Source organism: Rhodococcus sp. WAY2, assembly GCF_009859915.1.
Classification (GTDB): domain Bacteria; phylum Actinomycetota; class Actinomycetes; order Mycobacteriales; family Mycobacteriaceae; genus Rhodococcus_F; species Rhodococcus_F oxybenzonivorans.
Window position 1 is genome coordinate 6,428,445 of the sequence record NZ_CP046572.1, and the last position, 20,589, is coordinate 6,449,033.

Sequence of the window (20,589 nt, forward strand, 5' to 3'; positions counted from 1 at the left end):
CATGACCTCAGCGGATACCTCGACCACCACTGCCGCGAAAGAACACGCGCGCGCCCAGGCGGGCGCGGTCACCGGATCGATGCCCGTGGTCCCGGCATCGGCGTGGCCGGCGCCCCCCGCCGATGTCGACCCGGCGGCCCTGACGTGGGCCGAGACGGTTCCAGGCGGCCGTTACACCAGCAAGGTTCTCGAACGCGGAACACGTGTGCGGTTGCGAGATGTGGAGGGGTTGGCCTGCGCACACCTTCTGCTGTTCCGCGCAGACGCGCCGTGGGAGCGGTTGAACGTCGCCGACACGGTCAAAGTGCCGTGGCAGGCGTATATCGGTGAAGGACATCCGCTGCTGTCGGATCAAGGCAGGTTGCTCGCCACCGTCGTCGCCGACACGTCCGGACACCACGACGCACTGTGCGGCACTACGTCGCTCGCGTCCAACGCTGCGAAATACGGTGACGGTTCGTTGCATTCACCGTCACCGGCAGGCCGCGAACTCTTCACGGTGGCCGCGGCGAAACACGGGCTCGAACGACGTGATCTGCCACCGTCACTGTCGTTGTTCCACGGAGTACGAGTCGGCGCGGACGGCTCCCTGAACAGCATCGGTTCGGCGGGACCGGGCGCAGTAGTCGAGCTGGTTCTGCATCTCCCACTCGTCGTCCTGATCGCGAACACCGCTCACCCGCTGGACCCGTCGCCGACCTTCGACACGACCGCGCTCGAGATACTCGCGTGGTCGGGCGGACGCTTCGAAGTACCCGCAGCAGCCGAGCCGGAATACCGGCGGGCATTCCTCAACACTGAAGACATCTGGGCTGCCGCGCAGTCGCAGGGGCAGGAGCAGGCATGACCACCAGCATCGACACCGCCGCCCTGGTACCGGGTACGGTCGTCCTGGACGAAGAAGTCGGCGCCCGTGGGCCGTGGTCCGCCGTCGTCGAGGCCGGCGACGTCCTCACCATCGTCGACCTGTACGGCAATCAGGCCGTGGACACCCTTGTCTACGCCGCAGACGACCACCGGCAGCGGTACTCGGCGGCCGCGACCGTGTCTGCACAGCGCAATCTCTTCCTCACCACCGGAAGTGTCCTGAGATCCGACGACCACGACGCCTTGATGACCCTCGTGGCGGACGAAGTCGGCTCCCACGACACCGTCGGTGGAGCCTGTTCGCAAGAATCGAACACGCTGCGCTACGGCCACCACACCAAACACCAGCACGCGTGCGTGGAGAACTTTCTCGCCGAGGGTTCCAAGTGGGGGATAGCCAAGCGCGACCTCGTGTCGAACATCAACTTTTTCATGAACGTCCCCGTCGAGGCGGACGGGACACTGGGGATCGTCGACGGCCTCTCGGCCCCCGGCAAGCGGCTCGCTTTGCGCGCGGAACGAGATGTTCTGGTACTGGTGTCCAATTGCCCGCAGATCAATAATCCGTGCAACGGTTTCGATCCGACACCGGTGCGCATGATCGTGACACGCCCGACGGGAGTCCGGCGATGACCGGCAAAATCACCGTGCAGCGGCCGGGCATGCTCACCACGGTGCAGGACTTTCCGGGCCGGACCGGCTACTGGCACATCGGAGTTCCGCCGTCGGGCCCCATGGACGATCTGTCCTTCCGGCTCGGTAACAGTGCGCTCGGAAACGACGAGGGCGCCGCCGGACTCGAGTGCGCCATGGCAGGTCCCGCCCTGCAGTTCGACAAGGACACGGTGGTGTGTGTGACGGGTGCACCGGCACCGGTCACCGTCGACGGTGACCTGGCGGCGCAATGGCGCCCCATACACGTACCGGCTGGGGGAGTTCTCGACGTCGGTACCGTGTCCGGTCCCGGACTGCGGATCTACGTGCTGGTGCAGGGCGGTCTCGAGGTCGAGGACTACCTCGGGAGCGCCTCGACGTTCACCCTCGGCAAGTTCGGCGGTCATCAGGGCCGGACCCTGCGACCGGGTGACATCCTCGCAATCGGTGACGCGAACGGGTCCGTGAAGGGCGTTCCCGCGGAATATGTTCCGGCGATGTGCCGACGCTGGGAGATCGCGGTCACCGAAGGGCCACACGGCGCTCCCGAATTCTTCACTCGGTCCGATATCGACACGTTGTACCGAACCGATTACGAGGTGCATTTCAATTCGGACCGCACCGGGGTGCGGCTGATCGGTCCGAAACCCGACTGGGCCCGGACCGACGGCGGCGAGGCGGGACTGCACCCGTCCAACATTCACGACAACGCGTATTCCGTCGGCGCACTCGACTTCACCGGGGACACCCCGATCCTGTTGGGACCCGACGGACCGAGCCTCGGGGGTTTCGTCTGCCCGGTCACCGTGGTCGCGGCGGAACGATGGAAGCTCGGCCAGCTGGCCCCGGGCGACACGGTGCGATTCGTACCCATCAAAGCAAATAGGGCGGCGTCGACCCGCGCGCTCGGTCCTGCCCGTCGCGCTGCGCACTCCTCGGTGTTCTCCACCGCGGGTGACGGCGACGACGGCGTGATCGCCCGCCGCGACGGTGACACCGCCGTCACCTACCGTCGATCCGGCGACGACAATATCCTGGTCGAGTACGGTGACATGACCCTGGATCTTGCTCTTCGGGCCCGGGCCCACGCACTGCATCAGCGGCTCGAGATCGAGAAGCCGGCCGGCCTTCTGGACCTCACCCCGGGGATCCGTTCTCTGCAAGTCCGGGTCGATCCGGATGTGTTGCCCATTCCCAAGCTCATGGGATTGCTCGGTGACGCGGAGGACGCATTGCCCGCGGCGAACGAGCTCGTCGTTCCGAGTCGGTCCGTTCGGATGCCGCTGTCCTGGGACGACCCCTCGACGCGGGAAGCAATCCAGCGGTACATGCACGGAGTTCGCGCCGACGCCCCCTGGTGCCCGTGGAACATCGAATTCATCCGCCGTATGAACGGTCTAAGCAGTGTCGACGACGTCTTCGACACCGTGTTCGGCGCCGAATACATGGTGCTCGGTCTCGGCGACGTCTACCTCGGCGCGCCCGTGGCAACACCCCTCGACCCACGTCATCGGCTCGTGACGACGAAGTACAACCCGGCACGTACCTGGACCCCCGAGAACGCGGTCGGGATCGGCGGGGCGTACCTGTGCATCTACGGAATGGAAGGACCGGGGGGATACCAGTTCGTCGGCCGCACGACCCAAGTGTGGAACCATCGCCACCCCGAGAAGTCCGGTCCGTTCGAGGACGGAACTCCATGGTTGCTTCGCTTCTTCGACCGGATCTCCTGGTATCCCGTGGAACCGGAGGAACTGATGGATCTGCGGTCCGACGTCGCAGCAGGGCGCGGGGGTGGCATCGACATCACCGACGGCACATTTTCGCTCGCCGATCATGAGCGGTTTCTCAGCGCGCACGCCGATTCGATCAGCGAATTCCGCGCTGGGCAGACCGTCGCCTTCGCCGCCGAACGGCAGAGATGGTCCGCGGCGGGGGAATTCACGACAGTGGGGTGAGGAGGGCGCTACCCGTCAGAGTCCACCGAAATCGGACAGTACTTCCAGCGCGGCGTCGGTTGCCTGTGCCAGTGCCGCCATCTCCGCCTCAGCGACCGGCGCCGAGTTGGGTGACTGCAGTGCGAAGCCGTTGGCGAGAGTGAGAGTGGTGTAACCACTGTCCGCAGCGCGTAGGAGAAGATCCGAGGGAACATCGGATCCGGCCAGGCGATCGAGACCCTCGCCGACGAAGTAGAACCGCCACAGAGGCCCGAGATCGGCACCGTAGATTTCTTTGGTACGGGAGACGATGGTGTCGCCGTCGCGAGCAATGGAATCGACGATCTCGTAGTAGTCGGGAATGTCATCGGCGGCGGTGCCGGAAGACGCAACTGCCCGTGCCAGATCTATCGTGATGTGCGCGTTGTACCCCACCATCGCGACACGGGCGGGACTCAGCGAGCACTGCTTCGACAGCGAGAAGTACCGCTCCCACTGTGGCTCGACGGCAGTGCCCGTGAACTCGGCATGCAGGTTGCGGAGATACCGGCGCAGCAGATCCGAACTGATCGCAGGTGCCCACCGGCGATCCGCGAACGCAGTGGGGTCGCGCTGCAGAGGCATCACCGCAGAGTGTTCCACCGCGTCGAGTCCGAGGGAGAACAGTCCGCGCCGATCGTGATGGCGCACAAGAACGGCGGTGATCTCCGCGTGACGGGCCACCTCGTCCTCGAGGCGTTCCAGTGACGGGGTGTCCGGGAGAGTCGACAGGTCGGAGAGTTCGATGATCCGCGCGAGCTCCAGCTTCGTCAGTGCCTCACCACATGCCGTGCTCACGGAACTTGGCGGCTGCGCCGAAACATGCGCGGGAAGGGCTCCCGCGCTGATGATCACTGCGCAGAGTGAAATGACCGAGCGTACGGCGATCGACGATCTCGCAGAGTGCATCGCCGGAGCATAGCGAGTCGCCGCCGGTGTTGTGCGGTGACTGCACGGCATCTCGGCGCGATCAGGCCACCGTCTTGAACGGGTCGTGTTCGGCAATCAACTTCTCGAGCCGCGCCTCGTCCACGCGAACGCGTACCGTCGATGCCTCCTGATGCTCACGCACCACCTTGGCGAGCGTGAACGTACTCGTCACCAGGAACAGCAACGTCATGCAGAGAAAGCCACGCTGCCACGGATCGATGGGCAGATAGGCGATTCCGATGAGCGATCCTGCGAAACTGATGGCGAAGGCGATACCCGCCTGAACGAAGAAGGCGGTCGTCGTTCTGGGTGTCGGTGTCGGTGTCATGCAACCCAGTTTGGCGGTTGACTCTGCGCGAAACATGAGTAGCACTACCCGACTTCCGTAGGGTAGATCCGCGTGGTCGCGCCGGATTCCGGCCGGGCAGAGGATTACCTCCCACGTCGAACGGAAACCGGCGCCGAGCATGCGACTCTAGGTGTGGCTGAGTCTGCGGTTGACCTCACGAGTGAGCCACGCGGGGGAGAAGCGGGACCCCAACGACAGCGCTTTCGATTGCAGGCCCACCGGGAAATGCACCTTGTGGTACGGCCGCTTCGAGGGACGAGTCGCCTTGAAGATGCTCGTTGACACGTCGTCGGCGCTCAGTTTGATACCGAGCGAGTTGGTGGTGCCCGTGGATACGCCTGCAGTCATGGCGGTGTTGACGAACAACGGCCACATCGCCTTCACTGAGATGTCGTACTCGGCCCATTCGAGGTCGAGTGCCTCGGTGATGCCGCGCACGGCGAACTTGGTGGCACTGTAGGTGGCGAGTTCCGGTTGACCGTAGATCGCCGAGGCGGAACACAGATTGATCACCTGTGCGCCCGGCGTTGCCTTCAGGTAGGGGAAGGCGGCGTGTGTTCCGTAGACGACCCCGTTGACGTTGATGTCGATCTGCCGCTTGTGTACCTCCAGCGGAATTTCCTCGAACCGGCCCGCGACCAGAATGCCGGCATTGTTGACGAGGATATCGAGACGACCACCCGCTTCGGCGTCGAACTCTCTCAGGCGCTTCTCCCACTGCTCGGGGTCGGTGACGTCCAGAACGCCCGTGACGACGCGCCCACCGGCCGACGTGATCGCCTCCTGCAACGAGGCGAGGCCCGTCGCGCCGATGTCGTAGGCCCCGACGAGGTATCCGGCGCGGGAGAATTCGAGGGCAGTGGAACGTCCGATCCCGGCTGCAGCGCCGGTGATGAAGACCGTTGGAGTGGGCATCTCGACAGGATAGACGTTACCGCGATTATCGGTAAGACCTCGTCGACGTGGCGTGAAACGGAGCATGCGGAACGCGATCGAGTTCGATGGGTAGCCTTCTCCCATGTCGGAGCTTCCTCCTTTCAGTCCCACGGTCGCGCTGCTGACGGTGGGCCGAGTGTGGGATGCCGCGTTCGCCGAGGGGTTGAAGCCGCTCGGGTTGACCACCCGGAGGTACGGGTTGTTGGGGCACATTCGCGGAACGCCGGGTATCTCGTTCAGCGAGCTTGCTCGGCGGTCCCGCATCACTGTGCAGAGCGCTCACACGGCGGTCGCGGCGTTCGTCGAGTCCGGGCTGGTCGACGACGGGACTGCGCATGCCGGGGCGGCGTCCACTCTGCGGGTCACGGCGAAGGGGGAATCACTGCTGGCTCGGGCGGCCGAGGTGGTTGCCCGACTCGACGCGGAGTTCGCCGCGCAGCATCCCGAGCTGACCGAGGCCCTGCGGGTGCACATGCTGCGGGTGATGTCGGCCACCGACTGACCCCCATCACCAACCTTCAGTTAGGCTGAAGGTTATGGAATCGCTGTTGCTTTCCGTCCATGTCGTGGCGGGCATCCTCTTCGTGGGTCCGGTCGCGGTGACCACCAGTCTGTTCCCCCGATACGCGCCGGTGACCGCCCCGGCAAGTGGTGCGACGCAGGTCGAGCGGAGCATCCACGCCGCCCGTGTGCTGCACCGGATCACCCGCGTCTATGGGGTCCTGGCGCTCGCGGTCCCCCTCGTCGGCCTGGTCCTCGCATCCGTGCAAGGCCGCACGAGCGAGGTCTGGGTGGTGGTCGCGATGGTGCTCACTGCCCTTGCCGGTGGACTACTCGCCCTGCAGATCGCCCCAATGCAGCAACACGCGCTCACCGCACCCGGCGACGGAGACCACCTCCGGCGCCTCGGCATGGTGACCGGCCTGTTCAACCTGCTGTGGGTGGTCGTCGTTGTGCTCATGATCGTGCGGCCCGGATCGGATTACGTATGACCGGGTTGCTGCGCATTCTTGCGGCGCTCTCGGCGCTCGAGACCGTCAGTGTCCTGGCGTTGCTGGTCAACCTCGGCACCGTGCACGACGCCACGGTGGCTCGCATCCTCGGTCCGATCCACGGTGCGCTCTACCTGGCCGTCGCTGTCACGGCGCTTCTCGGTCGCGGTCTGACGACCCAGACCCGCGTCGGTGCGCTCGTGCCCGTGCTCAGCGGCCCCCTCACGATGGTCAACCTGCGGCAGGAGGCTCGCAGCGCATGAGTTTTCGACATTACCTGTACCGGCCGCCGGCAGTCAGCGCCGCGGAGGCGGTTCGCCTCGTCGAAGATGGCGCGCTCGTTGTCGACGTCCGACGCCGGTTCGAGTGGAATCGGGTCCACATCCCCGGCGCCGTGCATGCGCCACTGGAGGAATTACTCGATCGGTGCCTGGAGTTCCCTGACGACCGCCTGCTCATCACTTTCTGCACGGGCGGAATCCGCTCGGCCGGTGCTGCGAACCTGTTGGTGGAGAACGGATTCGACGCGGTCAACATGAGCGGCGGCCTCGTCCACTGGCGCACTGCGGGCGGGCCCCTGATCGCCCGGTGAGGGTGTGATGTGGCGGCGCAGCCAAGCGCAGCCCCCGCCAACGATGTATATCAGCGGACGGGGGCGCTACACGGACAATCTGCACGTAGTAACGAGCAGCGCAACAATGATTTTCGATAGCCGACGCCCCGAAGTCCAGAGAGTGTGACCCACGCCATTGCACTATTTTCGGCGCACCTCAGTAACCGACCGGTAGGTGCGATGTCGACTATTCGTGAGAACGTGTGGGAAACGACTGACCTCAGGTTCGAGGCCCCCGTCATGTGACGTATAACACAGCTCAATTCTTCGGAGAAGCCTGGCGTTCGGGGATGTTGGGTTGCCAACCTATACCGGGACCCAAACCTCCAGACCTGATTTCGGGTATGGGTGTAGGTAGTTCGGCCGATGTGCAGGTGTCGAAGACGGTCCAAGGTAGCTGGTAGGCCGTACGCCACCGTCGATGTGGCAGTCGAGAATATTTGCACGTGAGGAAGAGATGTCATGGCACGAATTACCGAGAACCTGGGCTCGAATCTGCTGAATACTTTGCGGGTCGGTGTGGTTGGCACCGTTCTTTACGCCGCACTCATCATGGGCGTGATTGTGGTGGCGGTGTGGAAGTTCCCGATGCCCGGCGTGTAGTCCCGCGGCGCTTCATGGTCTCCCGCCGATGCCTGGCGTCGCGAAGTAAGACGCGGGGCGGTGGCCGTGCAGCGATGGAGCTGACGGGGGCGGCGTGGTTGTGCCTGTGGGTACCGCCTGGCCTGTGATCAATGCGGGGTACCTGTGACGGTGCCTGTTGGTATGAGAGGAACGGCAGTGTTCGGGACGGGCATGGGTGCGATGGTGGCTCTACTGGTGGCTGCACTGTTGATGGTGCCCGTCGCGTTCGGTGTGGCGGCGCGAGCGGACGCGAAGGTTCGCCGCCTCTCGACGTCCCGAGCGTCCGATCCGAATCTGAGCGGCTCGGACGTAGACGTGGACGAGCGGTGCGAGCGGTGGCGGCAACTGGCGACGCGGGCGTGGTTGATCTGCGGCGGCGCTTCGCTGGTTGCAGTGGCGGTCGTGGGTGTGCTGGTCTGTGTCGGGTGACGGCGGCATCGACCACGCCAGTCTGTCGGAAAGCCGAATCGAGTGGTCAGCTGATTGAGTCGTCTTCGGCCTCGCCGGCGGTAGGCAGGTTTATTCGCAAGGGTGTACCGCCTTCTTCGCAGAGGACGGTGACAAACGCCGGAAACACTATTCGCCAGGAACCGGCAACGAGCGTGAGAGCGCTCGCACCGAAGTCAGCCCATTGATTCGGCAGCAAGGTCACCGGCTCGTCCTGTAGCCAGTGTGGCGTCGGAATGCGGCGGTTCCGCTCCTCCGCGGGGTCGATGACGAATCGCACGTCCGTGACCGTGCCGCCCCCGACATTCCGAAGCCGGAACCGGTCGACCGCTCCCCGGATGCGTTGTACGTGGAAGTCGACGTTCTGCGGACGTGGGCATACCTGCCGCACGGCAGTCCGCCTTATTTCGGCAACTTGCGCTAATGCCGCGTCCCGCTCGGCTTCGGCGTCGAGCCTTGCCTGATCGGCAAGGTATGCCCTCCGCCACGCTGCGGCAACGGCGGCGCCGGACAGCACCCCGGTCGCCACGCTCAACCACGATGCGGCTCTCATGTGCGGAAACATACCTGAACCCGCCAGCCCCCTTCCGGCAGCCTGACGTCCACCTGATGCCGGAACTCACTGCCCGTCTCTTGGACGAGTGACCGCAGTGAACGATGTAATGACGTCCTCGGTGGCACCGTGCCGGTGAACGGTGCCCGATGCTGGCAGGATCATGCATGAGATCGGGGCTTCGCTGTGAGGTCCCGGCTCGCACTTTGCTGCAGGGAGACGAAGCATGGCACAGGGCGTTGTGAAGTGGTTCAACGGTGAAAAGGGCTTCGGATTCATCACGCCGGACGATGGCGGAGCTGATCTTTTCGTCCACTTCTCCGAGATTCAGGGCAGCGGCTACAAGTCGCTCGACGAGAACCAGCGTGTCGAGTTCGAGGTCGGCCAGGGGCAGAAGGGTCCGCAGGCCCAGAGCGTGCGGGGAGTCTGACAATCCTCCACGGGGCCGCATCCACTCGGATGTGGTCCCGTCCTGGGCGTGTACCCCCCGGTCTTCACAAGATTCTCCTGCAGTGAGCTTGGTCTGACCCATCGCGCCGCACAGAAAGACTGACAAGGGTAGCCGGTCGATGACCGGCCCCTGAGCCCGTCTCGGACGGCGAGTGCGTCCTCGGCCGTGTCCGATCGCGGCAGGTTCTGCCGATGTCGAGCGCGCGCGGGCCGTCGTGCACGACGTCGCCGAACTGCGGTCCGGCACGCAGGTGATAACCGCGCTACCGCCGCCGTCGACATGAACGGGCTCGAAGGACCGCAGATAGATATCGACTGCGGGACAAAAGAACCCGACGTCGATCACTGGGAGCTGGGCATCACCCGACGTGGGAGCAGTTCCTGGCGCCGTGCCGGTTCACCGCAACCCCGATCTCCTTCTTCCTCCGCGAGCCCCCGGACCTGCGCGCGAGCGAGCCGACCCTCCTCTGTCACCTGCCGGCGAGGATGCTGCGTGAACTCACCGCGTTCACCCGGGAAGCGATCGCCGCGACCCTGGCCGGCCGCGTCTACACGTTCTTTACCGACGGCGGATTCAACGCGCGAGCGCAGATCACCGCCTTGATGCGGACAGTGTCGGCGTTTCCGGCGTTCTGGCAGTTCATCGGAATCGGCAAGTCTAGCTGTGGGATTCGGCAACTCTCGGACCCGGAAGACGAGGTCCCGGGCCCGCACGTGCGGCACTGGTCTGACCGCCCAGGATGAAGCGCTGTCAACGGACAGGAGGGTGCCTGGGCCGGCGGACATGAGCTCTCCGCATCTGTGGACATCAACAATCCGGATGTGTAGTCGTAAAGACCGGTGGTGACCGGTGCCGTTGGTCCGGCGTCGTCTGTCGAGTGGGTGCACTCCTTTGCCGGTGAGGGCGTCGGGGAGGCGGTGTGAATTGCCCTTGGTCACGATGACGTGGGCGTGGTGCAGGAGCCGATCGACGGGTGAGATCGCGCAGCGGCAGTACCGCACCATGGACGCTGAAACCGTCGCGTTCCTCGACCTGTGCGCGAGCCGAGCCGGGGTCGCCTCGGTCACCACCTCGGCCGAACAGGTCCCGGTTCATCCTCACGTGGATGAATGGGCTGGTGTTGCGCTGGCTAGTCGATCGGGACGAAGCCGCCGCCTCGTTGCCGCGACGACCTCGTGTAGATCATCACCGGCAAAGCCCGCTGACCCCCAGCCGAAGCCGCATTGTTGTTGATACGTCGGAACCACGGCGTGAGACCACGACCCTGCACGGGCCCGGCGGGCCACGGCCGCAGGGTCGGTGGCGGCTCCTCGACCCTTAGGTGATACCGACTCCCGCGGCGGATTCCGAGCATCTCCACGTTCGACGTCAACGTCGATAATCGACCTCCGCCGTGTGCCTTACGACGACCGACTCAGCGAAATTGCGTTTCCGAACAAGCCGCGCGGGTATCCCGTTCGAGGGACGAGGAGGTCTGAGGAATGCCTGTTTGGGGATGGATCTTGATCGCGGTCATCGTCGTGATTGCCGTGGTGGCGGTCATCGTTGCGCGCTTGGTCAGCAGCCGTCAGCGGACGGAACGGCTGAGGGGACGCTTTGGTCCCGAGTACGAGCGGACTGTGGGAGAGGTCGGCAACCTAGATGCCGCGGAGGACGAGCTCGCCGCACGCGAACGAAAGCGGGAGAAGCTCGATATCGTCGCGTTGCCGCCCGAGGCGCGTGCGAAGTACGTCGACTCGTGGCGGACGGTGCAGATCGAGTTCGTCGACAATCCGTCCGGTGCGGTCGGGGCTGCAGACCGGCTCGTGATCCGGGTCATGCGCGAGCGTGGTTACCCGATCGACGACTTCGATCAGCGGGCGGCCGACATTTCGGTGGATCACCCGAAGGTCGTCGAGAATTACCGAAGGGCACACAGCATTTATCTGGCGCAGGAGCAGGGCGACGTCGGTACCGAGGATCAGCGTGAGGCGTTCGTGCACTATCGGGCGCTATTCGAGCAGTTGCTCGAGACGGATGAGAACAAAGACAAGCCGAAGGAGACCCGCGCATGACCACCCCAGATCAGCAACCCGAGAGCGCCAGCGGAACCGGGCGGGTGGAATCACCGCCGACGGCGCCCGGCACGTCGGGTGAGGGAACCGCACGGCGGACCGAGACAACCGAATCGTCGACCGAGGCTCCCGGCCCTGCAGCCGAGAGCACCCAGCGGTCCACGGACACCTCTGGTTCTCCGGTTGAGGAGCAGCGGTCCACTGACACCTCTAGTTCTCCGGTTGGGGACCAGCGGTCGACTGATGAGCCCGTCCGCTCGACGGAGAAAGCCCAACCGTCCGCTGAGGAGACCGAATCAGCGTCTAATCAGACACTTTTTGGTGAGGACGAGTTGTCGGTCCTCCGCTTGCGTTGGGACGAGGTTCAGTCGGGCTTCGTCGATGATCCGAGAGAGTGTGTTCACAAGGCCGATGGTCTCGTGTCGGACGTCGTCGATCGGATCACCACCGGATTCTCGGAGGCCCGTTCCCGGCTCGAGGAGCAGTGGGCTCGGGGCGAAGAGGGCTCGACGGAGGATCTTCGTCTCGCGCTTAAGCGGTACCGCGAGTTTTTCCAGCGGCTGCTCGCACTCTGAGGAGGACAGAGCCAGGACAATGGGCTGCGGAGTTACCCCGGAACCACTGCATCCCGCCGCAGTGTTGGCGTTCTCATCGGGGCACGATATGACACGTTCGAAGTTCGTCGAGCACCGGGGAGCGAGACCGGTGGTTGGCGCGGGGGTATCGGTCGACCCGACGGGGACGGCGCAATGTGACTGTGCCGCAGTCACATTCGAGCATCAAGATGCCAAAAGTGGGGGGGAGCTGGTGGATGCGCCACGAGCTTGTCGGATAGGTAGCGCTGAGGGCCGCGGCGCCGATACACAGCACGGTCGGGAAGTTATCCCGAACTACGCAGTCATGACCGGTGCAGTGTTCGACCTTCCTGCAGGTATCGGGAACGTGACGTTCTGGCCGTGGACGTGGTGGAACTCGTTCGCGTCCTAGTGGAATCAGTTCTAGTGGAGTTGGTGATGATCGGACTGTTGCCGGACCTCTTCTTGGCGAATCCACTCGAGGAGGGCGTATGGCCGTTGATCCTTGAGTGGAACAACTTCGTCCGATGGTGGAACCCGCTCTGAAATCCCGCCAAACCGCGTCGCATGGAGACTGTCGCGCACGCCGCGTCGAGGATACGACTGTCCTATCGAGCTCCGACGTCGGCGGGATGCTGCGGTTCAACGGTGCTCGGTGATCACACCGACCTCCCGGGCCTTCCAGCCTCGACCCCCGACCCGTCATCGCCACGTCGCGCCGACGCCACCGACTGCGGTGACGTGTCACCTTTCTGCGGCGCGCCTCATTGTCATGTCAGGTCCTGATGCGAAAACAGAAGTGGCACTGCATAGGTATAGGGCGGATATATGGCGGGGCAGTGTCATTGGTCAGCGCCGAGACCGAGACCGATGGCGGCGCGGCCGATCCGCCGGTGTGGGAGGCACTGCCGGCGGGGGAGGCCGCGGATGGGCATGCGTTGATCGTGACCGCCGCCGGGACGTATACCCCGTCGGGGCGGGAGTTGACCGGTCCGGTCGTTTCACTCGAGAAGCTGGACAAGCTGATTCGGTGGGCCTCTTTGACCCCGTTGGGTGCACCCGCGCAGATCTGGGTCGTCGGGTTGGCGGCGTGTGAGCTACTCGGGTGGGTCATCGATCCGGGCAGTGAGGACGACGTCGACGACATGGAAGCGTTACGGACCCGCGCCGCAGCCGAGTTGACCGCCACCCTGCATGCCACCCTGCCACCGTTGCTCGATGCGGGGTGGGAGCTGCGCGGGGAACCGGGGCATGTGGTGCATTTGTCCCGCACGATCGGGAACTTCACGTCGATGGTCGATGTGGTGATCGAACCGTATGTGTGGACCTATTGGAACAAGGACTTCGGCTGGCACAACCGGGTCGGCGATATGGGTGTCCTCGGCTCACCCACTGCAGGAACGTATCTCCCGGACGACGACCTACCCGCTGCCCGGGAGTTGGGCCGCCGGCTGGCATGGTGCGCACAGCATCTCGGGGTGCTCCCCGGGCCGACACCGGCCCGCACCGGCGCGGCGATCATCGACAAGATCAAGCGGGAACGCACCCGCAGCGGTAAGGGCATCGTCGTGACGACCGCGGGACCGGTGCCGCCGCTCGATGTGGCGCCGCGTGGGGACCTCGAGCCCGCGGTCGGCTGGACCCGGGTACCGGAGGTGAGTGATCTCGCGGATGCGTGCCGGTTGGTGTCGATCGACCAACGCGCCGCCTATTTGGCCTCGGCCGGGATGCTCGAACTCGGTTACGGGCAGCCGAAGCATCTGATCGGCGGTGCGGTGGTGGGGGGCAAGGGCGCCCCGTTCGGGTTGTGGCGGATCACCCTGCCTGCGGGGCAGACTTTGTCGCTGCCGGAGAAGCTGCTCTGCCGCATCCGCACATGCTCGCCGATCAGCTGGTGCAGACCTGGGTCACCGCCGTGACCCTCGATGCCCTTTCGGGAGCCTGTGGCGGATGGTGGGATCGGCGCGGATCTCGACGACCTCGAGATCGCCGAGGCGTGGGTGTATCCGCAGCAGGGGCGGGTGCTGGACAAGTGGGCGAAGATCCTGCGGGAGGCCCGCAAGACCGCGGTGGACACCCGGGATGCGGCGATGAAGGGGTTTATCGGGTACTGCTACAAGGGGTATATCGGGCGGATGGTGAACCCGGACATGTGGACCGCGACCCGGATGCAGCATCATCACCAGCCGTTGTGGCGGGCGTCGATCATCGCGCATTGCCGGTGGCGGGGCCGCCGCGTCGCGATGCGGATCGCCCGCGAACATCATCGTTGGCCGGTCCGCACCGTCACCGACTCCTGGGTGTACCTCCTCCCCGGTGGTGAGGACATTGCCGACCCGAGCGAGGCGCTGGGAAAGATGACGGTGGAAAAGGACGTAATCCTCACCGACACCCGCCTCGCCTCCATGGCGTCGGCTGCGGATGTGCACGAGGTGAATCTGGCGATCAAGGCCGCCTTCACCGACCACGAGGACACCGACGACGATGAAGGGGCGGGGGTGCCCTGATGGCTTTGCATCTGCCGAAGCCGCGGACCAGGAAACCGGCGCAGCAGGCGGTCGGGCTCGACGGCCTCAAAGTCTCGGTGGCGAATGCCGCGACCAGTGGGGTGGAGAAGTCGAAGCAGGTGAAAACCGGGGGTTTGGCCGGGCTGACCAGCAAGGTCTCCGTCAAACAGCTGCGGACCGAACTCGGCAACGAGGGTTTACGGCAGGCGGCGGTCGACGCCGGCCGCACCCCGCCGTCGGATCGCACGTTGCGCCGGTGGGCGCAGCAGGGCCGGATCCCGCACGCGGATGTTCTCGAGCGGGCGCAACGGCGGGCGGCGATCGAACGATTGGGTGGTATCGATGCGGTGGCCGCGAAGATCGGACGGTCCCGCTCGGCGGTGTCCCGGTACCGGTCGGGGGAGACGAACGAGTTACGTGCCGACGCCAGCAAGAAACTCAAGACCGTCAAGGCTGAGGACATCATGAAACGTGCCGGGGTATTACGCCCCGATGGAACACCGAAGACCGCGGTCATCCGCGTCAGAGGCGGCGTCATGGTCCGCAACGGCGCCGACGAGGGCTACGACTACCGGGTCCGGACCCTGGACTTCGCGAACTCCGACACCCCGTTCACCCCTGACGAGTCCCGCGAACTCGCCGCCGCCCTCGCCAACGACGATCACGCCCGGGTCGTCGCCTTGCTCGAACGGCACGCCACCCTCGACTACCCGGAGAACAAGGCTTCGACAGATACAGCGACCAATTCGGATTCCACTTCGACCACATCGACTCCGTCCACATCGACTGGATCTGGGCTGAAAGGGGACGTGCCGTTTCTGCATACCGCGCTGATTCGCCGTTTCGTTCTACGGCGCCGCGGGTTCGTTCGCGGGCGGTGATGGGAAGATGCTGCGCATTTTCCTTCAGTGTCAGAGACTGGGTGGCGTCTTCATTGTGTGTTGATCGTGCGCGCGCGGTTGCGCGTCCCGTAGCCGTCCGCTGAGGGGAGCCTTCGGATAGGGGATCCACCTCCCGTGAAGAGGGGGTTGTTTCGTGAGGACGCTTCACGTGCGGCTGGCGCGGCGGCGGTCGCGCTACTGCTGCTCTGCGCCCGAACTTCCTCCTTGAGTGCCGCACGGAGCGAACTGGTGCTACCGGAATTCATAAGTGCCTTGGTTTCGGCTAAAGCCACCGGAGGTCCTGCGGTGAGACGTGGGCCACCACCGAGGACCGAGATTTGTCTAGCCCGCGGGAGAACCTTGTCCTCGAAGGGACGTTCAGCTGGCCGGGCCTCAGCCAGCGGCTCATGCGGGACCTTGGGTACGCCGACTAGGAGAAGTTCACCATCCTCACCCGGTGGTGGCGGGGCGGGCAAGAAGCGCTGCGCGGCGGCGACGGGTTCGGTGGCCGGTTCACCCCGAGATTCGTCATCGACGCCCTCTACACCGGCAGCTCCGAGGAGGTGGTGTGCGCGCGAAACGCCCGGGCCGCATTTGATCACCCACTGTCGGAGGAGATACCGACCTTTGAGCTGCTCGTCGAGCATGCCAACGGCGTCGACGAGACGTGGGTGAAGGAGAACTGCGTCGTGGTCTACCTGCAGACTCCGGCCGACCCACCCGAGCCCTAACCGTCCCGGTCAGCGAACGGACGGTCCCCGCCTCCCGGTGCGCGCCCCGGTGGTCTCGCACCGGCCTGGGAGGATGAGCACAGGCGCATCCGAGCCGCGCGGCAGTGACTATACTCATAACTGAGGTAAGTCATAGTTTTCTCAGGAGGAACACTGATGCCAGTCGCGCCCCAGCCGCTCGGGCGACGCGAGCGGAACAAGCAGGCCAAACTCGAACGCATCACTGCGGCCGCCAGCGAACTCTTCGCCGAGCACGGCGTCGACGAGGTCACCACCCAGCAGATCGCCGATGCGGCCGACATCGGCACCGGCACCCTGTTCCTGTACGCCAAGACCAAGGGCGAACTTCTGCTTCTCGTGCAGAACGCCCACTACGCCACCGCACTGGTCCGCGGCCGCGCCGCGGCCGCGGGCACGGCGACCACGTTGGACGGGGTGCTGGCGCTGCTTGAACCGATCGTGGAGTGCAACCGTGTCCAGGTCGACAACGGCCGCACCTACCTGCGGGAGATGGTCTTCGGTGATCCGGCCGAACCCCACCACGCCGAAGCGCTGTCCATCGTCGCGCAGACCGAGGAGGCGATCGCCGGCATCCTTGCCGATCGGGCGCAGCTCGGGGCGCCTGAGTCGTCGACACTGGCTCGAGTGATCTCGGCCATCATGTTCCTGGACATGGCGGCGAGCGTGAACGCGGGCTCGAGCACCGAAGAGATCCTCGCGAGCATCCGTACCCAGGTCGCTGCCGTTCTTCCCGGCTAACCGCGGTCGGGTTGTCGGCGTGTTCCTGGATGGTGGCCCCGGAGTGCGCCGTTCGGGTGGTCATGAGTTCACCTGTTGCGGGCTTTGCGGATGGCGATGGAGATGATGGCTGCGACGGCGCAGAGACCGGCGGCGGTGGTCTGCGGCATGCCGTGATCGTGCCCGCTGGGGATTAAGTACGTTCCTACCAGCCCGTTAGGGTGGCCCGCGGATCGCGAAGCCCGCCCGCTAGCGCCCAGAACGTGCGCGACCGGCTCGCTTCACGCAGCGCCGTCAGTGCGGCGTTCGCGGGATTCCCCGCAGGCCGTTCCGGTGGCCGCCACCCGTCGGATGTGCCGAACGGGGTGATGCCGAGCTGTTCGGATCGGTCGCGCAAGAGCCCGGTCACGAACGGCACCATCATCAGCGGCGCCCGATGCCACGGCTAGGGTCGCCCACCGCCACGCGGAGGTCTCCACGACCACCGCGACGAGCGGGAGGAAGACGAGCTGCCCCGATCGCCAACCTGCCGTGAGGATGCCCACGACGAGCCCGCGGCCTTTGAGGAACCGGTGTCCGCGATCGATGCGGCGCACACCTGCGCCATCGACCCGGTTCCCCAACCCCCCCACGTCATGGTGCGCATCCACGGTGCCGTCGCGAACCGACTGGCCGGCACCAACTGCCATGAGGTGGGCGTGAGCGTGAGGGTCGTGGCCCACCGCACGCCGAAGCGTTGGATGAGTGCCGCCGCGAATTGGGCCGTCCACCGCGAACAGCAGCACGCTCACGGTCACGGCGAACGAGATCGCTGACGTCGACCACCTGAACTCCGACTGCAGTGGCGGGATCAACGCCGACGGTGTGGCACGAAACCCAGCTGCCGGCCACCAGCGCCAGGACGTGACAGCGGCGATCAGCAGCGCCGGATGCACCCGCCGCGGCCGAGACACTTCGACCTCGTCTTCCCTCATGCCGGCGATGTCGAAGGACACCAGGCGCGGGAGAGTGCTACGCCTTCAGTGCTGAGTAGTCGGCCCCGGTGGCATCAGCGGAGACCTCCCAGAGGCGGCTGGCAGTGTCTCGGTCACGGGCTCGGCGGCTCCGTGGGACGAGTGCGGCCGAGCCGGAGGATTGCAGCAGACCGTACGGTCCGTAGAACTCGTCACCGACAGCGGATGGGTCTGTGGCGGCGCGAAGGATCGGGAGCGCGCCTTCTTGCGGGGGTTGCATGAATCGCCTCGCCAGCGGGCGGGCGGCTGCGGAGGAGGTGCGGTCGCTCTGCCCGATGCTGGTGGCAGATAGACCCGGGTGCGCGGAGAGGGCGATCGTGTGCGCGCCTGCCGCGTGCAGGCGCAGGTTGAGTTCCGTGGTGAACAGCAGGTTCGCGAGCTTGGATTGCGCGTACGCAGTCTTCGAGGAATACCGGCGTTCACTGTGGAGGTCATCGAATCTGATCCGACCGAAACGGTGCATATAGCTGCTCACCGAGACCACGCGAGAGCCCGGCGTGGACAACAGCGCTGGGAGGAGGCCCGCGGTGAGGGCGACGTGACCCAGATGGTTGACGCCGAGCTGCGCCTCGAAACCCTGGGCGGTGACCGACCGAACAGACGCGGCGATTCCGGCGTTGTTGATGAGCAGGTCGAGCCGGTCATGCTTCCCGGCGAATGCGGCCGAGGCCGTCTCGACGCTGCGGAGGTCCCCCAGATCGAGGTGGACGACCTCCACGGTTGCGGTCGGTTGACGCTCGCTGATGCGATTCGCGGCATCAGCTCCTCGGAGCGGGTCCCGGCAGGCCAGCGCGACGTGCGCGCCGTGCTCCGCGAGGGCTCGGGCGATCTCGAACCCGAGCCCGCTGTTGGCGCCGGTCACCAGGCACACACGGCCTTCCTGGTCAGGGATTTCCGCCTCGGACCATCTGGACCGCACCATCGATATTCTCGCTCCCTCCATGACTACGCGGAGTGTGGGCAGGTCAGTCCTCGTAGTGGGGCAGGATTTCGCCGTTCCTCACGTACGTCAGGGTGGCGGTCACCTCGTACGCGTGGATCGCCGAGGCGTACGGGACGATGAGCTCCGTGAGTTTGCTGACCCGGGTGCCGGTGAAGAACGTGTCCCGGGCGTCGTTGTCGGTGAATCCGAGGATGAGTGAGGCGTGCAGGTGCTGTCCGGCGGGGTTGTCGTGGGCGACGTTCGGGGTGTCCCAGAGTTTCTCGCTCCACGGCAGGAATACCTGCGTGCGTAGTTCCTTCAGAACATCGGTGCTGGCCAGGGCGGGCGCGAGGCTCTTTTTCACGAACCGGTGGGAGTCCATCGACCCGACGTCCCCGCGGCGGCGAAGGTAGACGACGGCGCGCGATCCGGGTTTCTCTCCGGGGGCGACGTCGTACCAGCGTGACGAGTTCGGGGGACCGGCGTAGAGGAGGGTGCGGCGGAACACGTTGATCTCGTCGTCGAACGCCAGCGCGGTCTGCTTGCGGCCGGCCAGCGGGGACAGCGCGTTCTCGAAAGTGACTTCGGCGATGCCGTCGATTTTACGGTCGGCTGGTATCGCGGTCTCCACGCCATCGATGGCGGGCCAGCGGCCGGGGTTGTCCGCGGCGAGGTGGATTTGCCGGTACTCCTCCAGACCCGGCGTGTTGGCGATGATGCCGGAGTGCGGGCCTTTCCAGTAATCCATGCCGGTCTGGCGTGGCTGGTCGGTGCGCATCCACAGCAGGATTGAGGAGGAGAAGTGCTTCGACACGTCCGGCTTCATCGTCGTGGGCTCGCTCATGGTCATGCCTTCCGTTCCTCTTGTGTGCTCTCGGCGGTTAGGGGGTGAGGAACTTCGCGGCGACGGGGGCGAACTTCTCCCAGTACTGGAAGATGCCGCCGTGGCCGGAGTTCGGGTAGATGATCAGCTCGCTGCCGGTGATTCGCTGGTGCAGGTCCTCGGACAGTACGGAGGGGACCATGCGGTCGTTGTCGCCGTTCGCGATCAGCGTCGGTTGGGTGATCTTCGACAGGTCCGACCGGGCCGAGCGTCCATACCGCTGGATGGCCTTGAGTTGGGTGCGCAGGGCCTTGACCGTGATCGGCTTGTCGCGGTCGACGGTGCGCTCCTCGAGGCGCTCCACGAAGGCCTTCCCGGCCTGCTTGCCAGTCTTGTCGCGGTTGAAGAAGAGGAACTCCTTCGGGTCCGACCGCGTCACCGCGGCGCGGAGCATGTCCCAGTAGGTGACGCCCACGACCTTGTCGATTCCCTTCCCGCCGCGCGGACCGGTGCCGGTCAGGACGAGCTTGCGGACCAGGTCGGGGTGCTTGACGATCAGGTCCTGCGCGATCATTCCCCCCATGGAGAAGGAGAAGATGTCGATCTTGTCGAAACCGAGAGCGGTGATGAAGGTGTAGGCGTCGTCGGCGGCCTCCTCCATGGTGCCCGGGACGGTGCCGGAGGAGGCGCCGACGCCTCGTTGGTCGAATGTGATTACGTGCCGGGTCTTTGCGATGGCGTCGACGATGCGGGGGTCCCAGTTGTCCAGGGTCGCGGCGAGGTGCACGAAGAACACGACGGGAATACCGCCCTTGGGCCCCAATTCCCGGTACGCGAATGTCGTACCGCCTGCGGTGATGGTCTTCGCCGGGGCTTTCGCGTAGGAGGTGATAGCGGGTTCGGTGTTGCTGCTGCTCATGATGGCTCCTTCAGAGGTTTGTATTGCTGGCTGG

23 protein-coding genes and 3 pseudogenes are annotated in these 20,589 nt (G+C 65.3%); 17 read left to right on the forward strand and 9 right to left on the reverse strand.

All coding sequences use genetic code 11. The features are described from left to right. The first annotated feature begins 1 nt into the window (after position 1). From GFS60_RS29030 to GFS60_RS29040, 3 genes are read left to right on the forward strand one after another with little or no spacing between them, the layout of a single operon-like run. Complete coding sequence (locus tag GFS60_RS29030; RefSeq protein ID WP_159926489.1) at positions 2 to 847, forward strand: urea amidolyase associated protein UAAP1; 846 nt, start codon at positions 2 to 4, stop codon at positions 845 to 847. Next, positions 844 to 1,500: an urea amidolyase associated protein UAAP2 gene (locus GFS60_RS29035; RefSeq protein WP_109330528.1), complete on the forward strand. Its 657-nt coding sequence runs from the start codon at positions 844 to 846 to the stop codon at positions 1,498 to 1,500. The genes GFS60_RS29030 and GFS60_RS29035 overlap by 4 nt, the downstream gene beginning before the upstream one ends. Further along, a complete protein-coding gene (locus GFS60_RS29040; RefSeq protein ID WP_159926491.1) occupies positions 1,497 to 3,479 on the forward strand; it encodes a 5-oxoprolinase/urea amidolyase family protein in 1,983 nt (660 codons plus the stop codon). Before GFS60_RS29035 ends, GFS60_RS29040 begins: the two co-directional genes overlap by 4 nt. A 15-nt stretch (positions 3,480 to 3,494) precedes the next feature. Here GFS60_RS29040 and GFS60_RS29045 read toward each other — a convergent pair whose 3' ends face one another. The 3 genes from GFS60_RS29045 to GFS60_RS29055 form a co-directional block, all read right to left on the reverse strand. Beyond that, complete coding sequence (locus GFS60_RS29045; RefSeq protein ID WP_159926493.1) at positions 3,495 to 4,406, reverse strand: DUF5995 family protein; 912 nt, start codon at positions 4,404 to 4,406, stop codon at positions 3,495 to 3,497. Between the two features lie 61 nt (positions 4,407 to 4,467). Further along, a complete protein-coding gene (locus tag GFS60_RS29050) occupies positions 4,468 to 4,755 on the reverse strand; it encodes a YiaA/YiaB family inner membrane protein (protein ID WP_159926495.1) in 288 nt (95 codons plus the stop codon). 147 nt (positions 4,756 to 4,902) lie between these two features. Beyond that, the gene (locus GFS60_RS29055) at positions 4,903 to 5,691 is read right to left on the reverse strand and encodes an SDR family oxidoreductase (protein ID WP_159926497.1); all 789 of its coding nucleotides are present in this window, start codon (positions 5,689 to 5,691) and stop codon (positions 4,903 to 4,905) included. A gap of 103 nt (positions 5,692 to 5,794) precedes the next feature. Here GFS60_RS29055 and GFS60_RS29060 point away from each other — a divergent pair, with 103 nt between their 5' ends. From GFS60_RS29060 to GFS60_RS29080, 6 genes are all read left to right on the forward strand, one after another. After that, a complete protein-coding gene (locus GFS60_RS29060; protein ID WP_159926499.1) occupies positions 5,795 to 6,214 on the forward strand; it encodes a MarR family winged helix-turn-helix transcriptional regulator in 420 nt (139 codons plus the stop codon). A gap of 34 nt (positions 6,215 to 6,248) precedes the next feature. Further along, the gene (locus GFS60_RS29065) at positions 6,249 to 6,704 is read left to right on the forward strand and encodes a hypothetical protein (RefSeq protein ID WP_159926501.1); all 456 of its coding nucleotides are present in this window, start codon (positions 6,249 to 6,251) and stop codon (positions 6,702 to 6,704) included. Next, positions 6,701 to 6,967: a hypothetical protein gene (locus GFS60_RS29070; RefSeq protein ID WP_159926503.1), complete on the forward strand. Its 267-nt coding sequence runs from the start codon at positions 6,701 to 6,703 to the stop codon at positions 6,965 to 6,967. Before GFS60_RS29065 ends, GFS60_RS29070 begins: the two co-directional genes overlap by 4 nt. Then, entirely contained in the window at positions 6,964 to 7,296 is a 333-nt protein-coding gene (locus GFS60_RS29075; RefSeq protein WP_159926505.1) for a rhodanese-like domain-containing protein, read from the forward strand. The genes GFS60_RS29070 and GFS60_RS29075 overlap by 4 nt, the downstream gene beginning before the upstream one ends. 483 nt (positions 7,297 to 7,779) lie before the next feature. Beyond that, positions 7,780 to 7,920, forward strand: a complete 141-nt coding sequence (locus GFS60_RS38720; RefSeq protein WP_201453476.1) for a hypothetical protein — start codon at positions 7,780 to 7,782, stop codon at positions 7,918 to 7,920. A 162-nt stretch (positions 7,921 to 8,082) separates the two neighbouring features. Next, a complete protein-coding gene (locus GFS60_RS29080; protein ID WP_236603311.1) occupies positions 8,083 to 8,370 on the forward strand; it encodes a hypothetical protein in 288 nt (95 codons plus the stop codon). A 46-nt stretch (positions 8,371 to 8,416) separates the two neighbouring features. On the opposite strand, the gene GFS60_RS29085 is transcribed toward GFS60_RS29080, so the two are convergent. Continuing rightward, complete coding sequence (locus tag GFS60_RS29085; protein ID WP_159926507.1) at positions 8,417 to 8,941, reverse strand: hypothetical protein; 525 nt, start codon at positions 8,939 to 8,941, stop codon at positions 8,417 to 8,419. Between the two features lie 226 nt (positions 8,942 to 9,167). Here GFS60_RS29085 and GFS60_RS29090 point away from each other — a divergent pair, with 226 nt between their 5' ends. Beyond that, a complete protein-coding gene (locus tag GFS60_RS29090; protein ID WP_109330492.1) occupies positions 9,168 to 9,371 on the forward strand; it encodes a cold-shock protein in 204 nt (67 codons plus the stop codon). 506 nt (positions 9,372 to 9,877) lie between these two features. Next, entirely contained in the window at positions 9,878 to 10,135 is a 258-nt protein-coding gene (locus tag GFS60_RS29095; protein WP_236603312.1) for a VWA domain-containing protein, read from the forward strand. 132 nt (positions 10,136 to 10,267) lie between these two features. Here GFS60_RS29095 and GFS60_RS40405 read toward each other — a convergent pair. Then, positions 10,268 to 10,375, reverse strand: a pseudogene (locus GFS60_RS40405) (ATP-binding protein); the annotation flags it as partial. A 498-nt stretch (positions 10,376 to 10,873) separates the two neighbouring features. On the opposite strand from GFS60_RS40405, the gene GFS60_RS29100 reads away from it, so the two are divergent. The 6 genes and pseudogenes from GFS60_RS29100 (at position 10,874) to GFS60_RS29125 (ending at position 16,899) form a co-directional block, all read left to right on the forward strand. Then, complete coding sequence (locus GFS60_RS29100; RefSeq protein ID WP_159926509.1) at positions 10,874 to 11,446, forward strand: hypothetical protein; 573 nt, start codon at positions 10,874 to 10,876, stop codon at positions 11,444 to 11,446. Beyond that, positions 11,443 to 12,021: a hypothetical protein gene (locus GFS60_RS29105; RefSeq protein WP_159926511.1), complete on the forward strand. Its 579-nt coding sequence runs from the start codon at positions 11,443 to 11,445 to the stop codon at positions 12,019 to 12,021. The genes GFS60_RS29100 and GFS60_RS29105 overlap by 4 nt, the downstream gene beginning before the upstream one ends. 893 nt (positions 12,022 to 12,914) lie before the next feature. After that, positions 12,915 to 14,528 (forward strand): annotated as a pseudogene (locus GFS60_RS29110) (hypothetical protein). Then, positions 14,528 to 15,321 (forward strand): annotated as a pseudogene (locus tag GFS60_RS29115) (hypothetical protein); the annotation flags it as partial. The pseudogenes GFS60_RS29110 and GFS60_RS29115, both read left to right, overlap by 1 nt. Before the next feature lie 654 nt (positions 15,322 to 15,975). Further along, positions 15,976 to 16,140 carry a hypothetical protein gene (locus GFS60_RS39300; protein WP_236603313.1) on the forward strand — a complete coding sequence of 55 codons (165 nt, stop codon included), beginning with the start codon at positions 15,976 to 15,978 and terminating at the stop codon, positions 16,138 to 16,140. A gap of 156 nt (positions 16,141 to 16,296) precedes the next feature. Next, on the forward strand, positions 16,297 to 16,899 hold the full coding sequence (locus GFS60_RS29125) for a TetR/AcrR family transcriptional regulator (protein ID WP_159926513.1): 603 nt from the start codon (positions 16,297 to 16,299) through the stop codon (positions 16,897 to 16,899). A 260-nt stretch (positions 16,900 to 17,159) separates the two neighbouring features. Here the strand turns inward: GFS60_RS29125 and GFS60_RS29130 are convergent, their stop codons facing one another. Genes GFS60_RS29130 through GFS60_RS29145 form a run of 4 tightly spaced genes read right to left on the reverse strand, consistent with a single transcriptional unit; the run spans position 17,160 to position 20,555 of the window. Next, on the reverse strand, positions 17,160 to 17,873 hold the full coding sequence (locus GFS60_RS29130; protein WP_159926515.1) for a hypothetical protein: 714 nt from the start codon (positions 17,871 to 17,873) through the stop codon (positions 17,160 to 17,162). Positions 17,874 to 17,889: 16 nt separating this feature from the next. Then, a complete protein-coding gene (locus GFS60_RS29135; protein WP_159926517.1) occupies positions 17,890 to 18,813 on the reverse strand; it encodes an oxidoreductase in 924 nt (307 codons plus the stop codon). A gap of 43 nt (positions 18,814 to 18,856) precedes the next feature. Continuing rightward, entirely contained in the window at positions 18,857 to 19,663 is an 807-nt protein-coding gene (locus tag GFS60_RS29140) for a strictosidine synthase (RefSeq protein WP_236603314.1), read from the reverse strand. 31 nt (positions 19,664 to 19,694) lie between these two features. Continuing rightward, on the reverse strand, positions 19,695 to 20,555 hold the full coding sequence (locus GFS60_RS29145) for an alpha/beta fold hydrolase (RefSeq protein WP_159926519.1): 861 nt from the start codon (positions 20,553 to 20,555) through the stop codon (positions 19,695 to 19,697). Positions 20,556 to 20,589 lie beyond the last annotated feature (34 nt).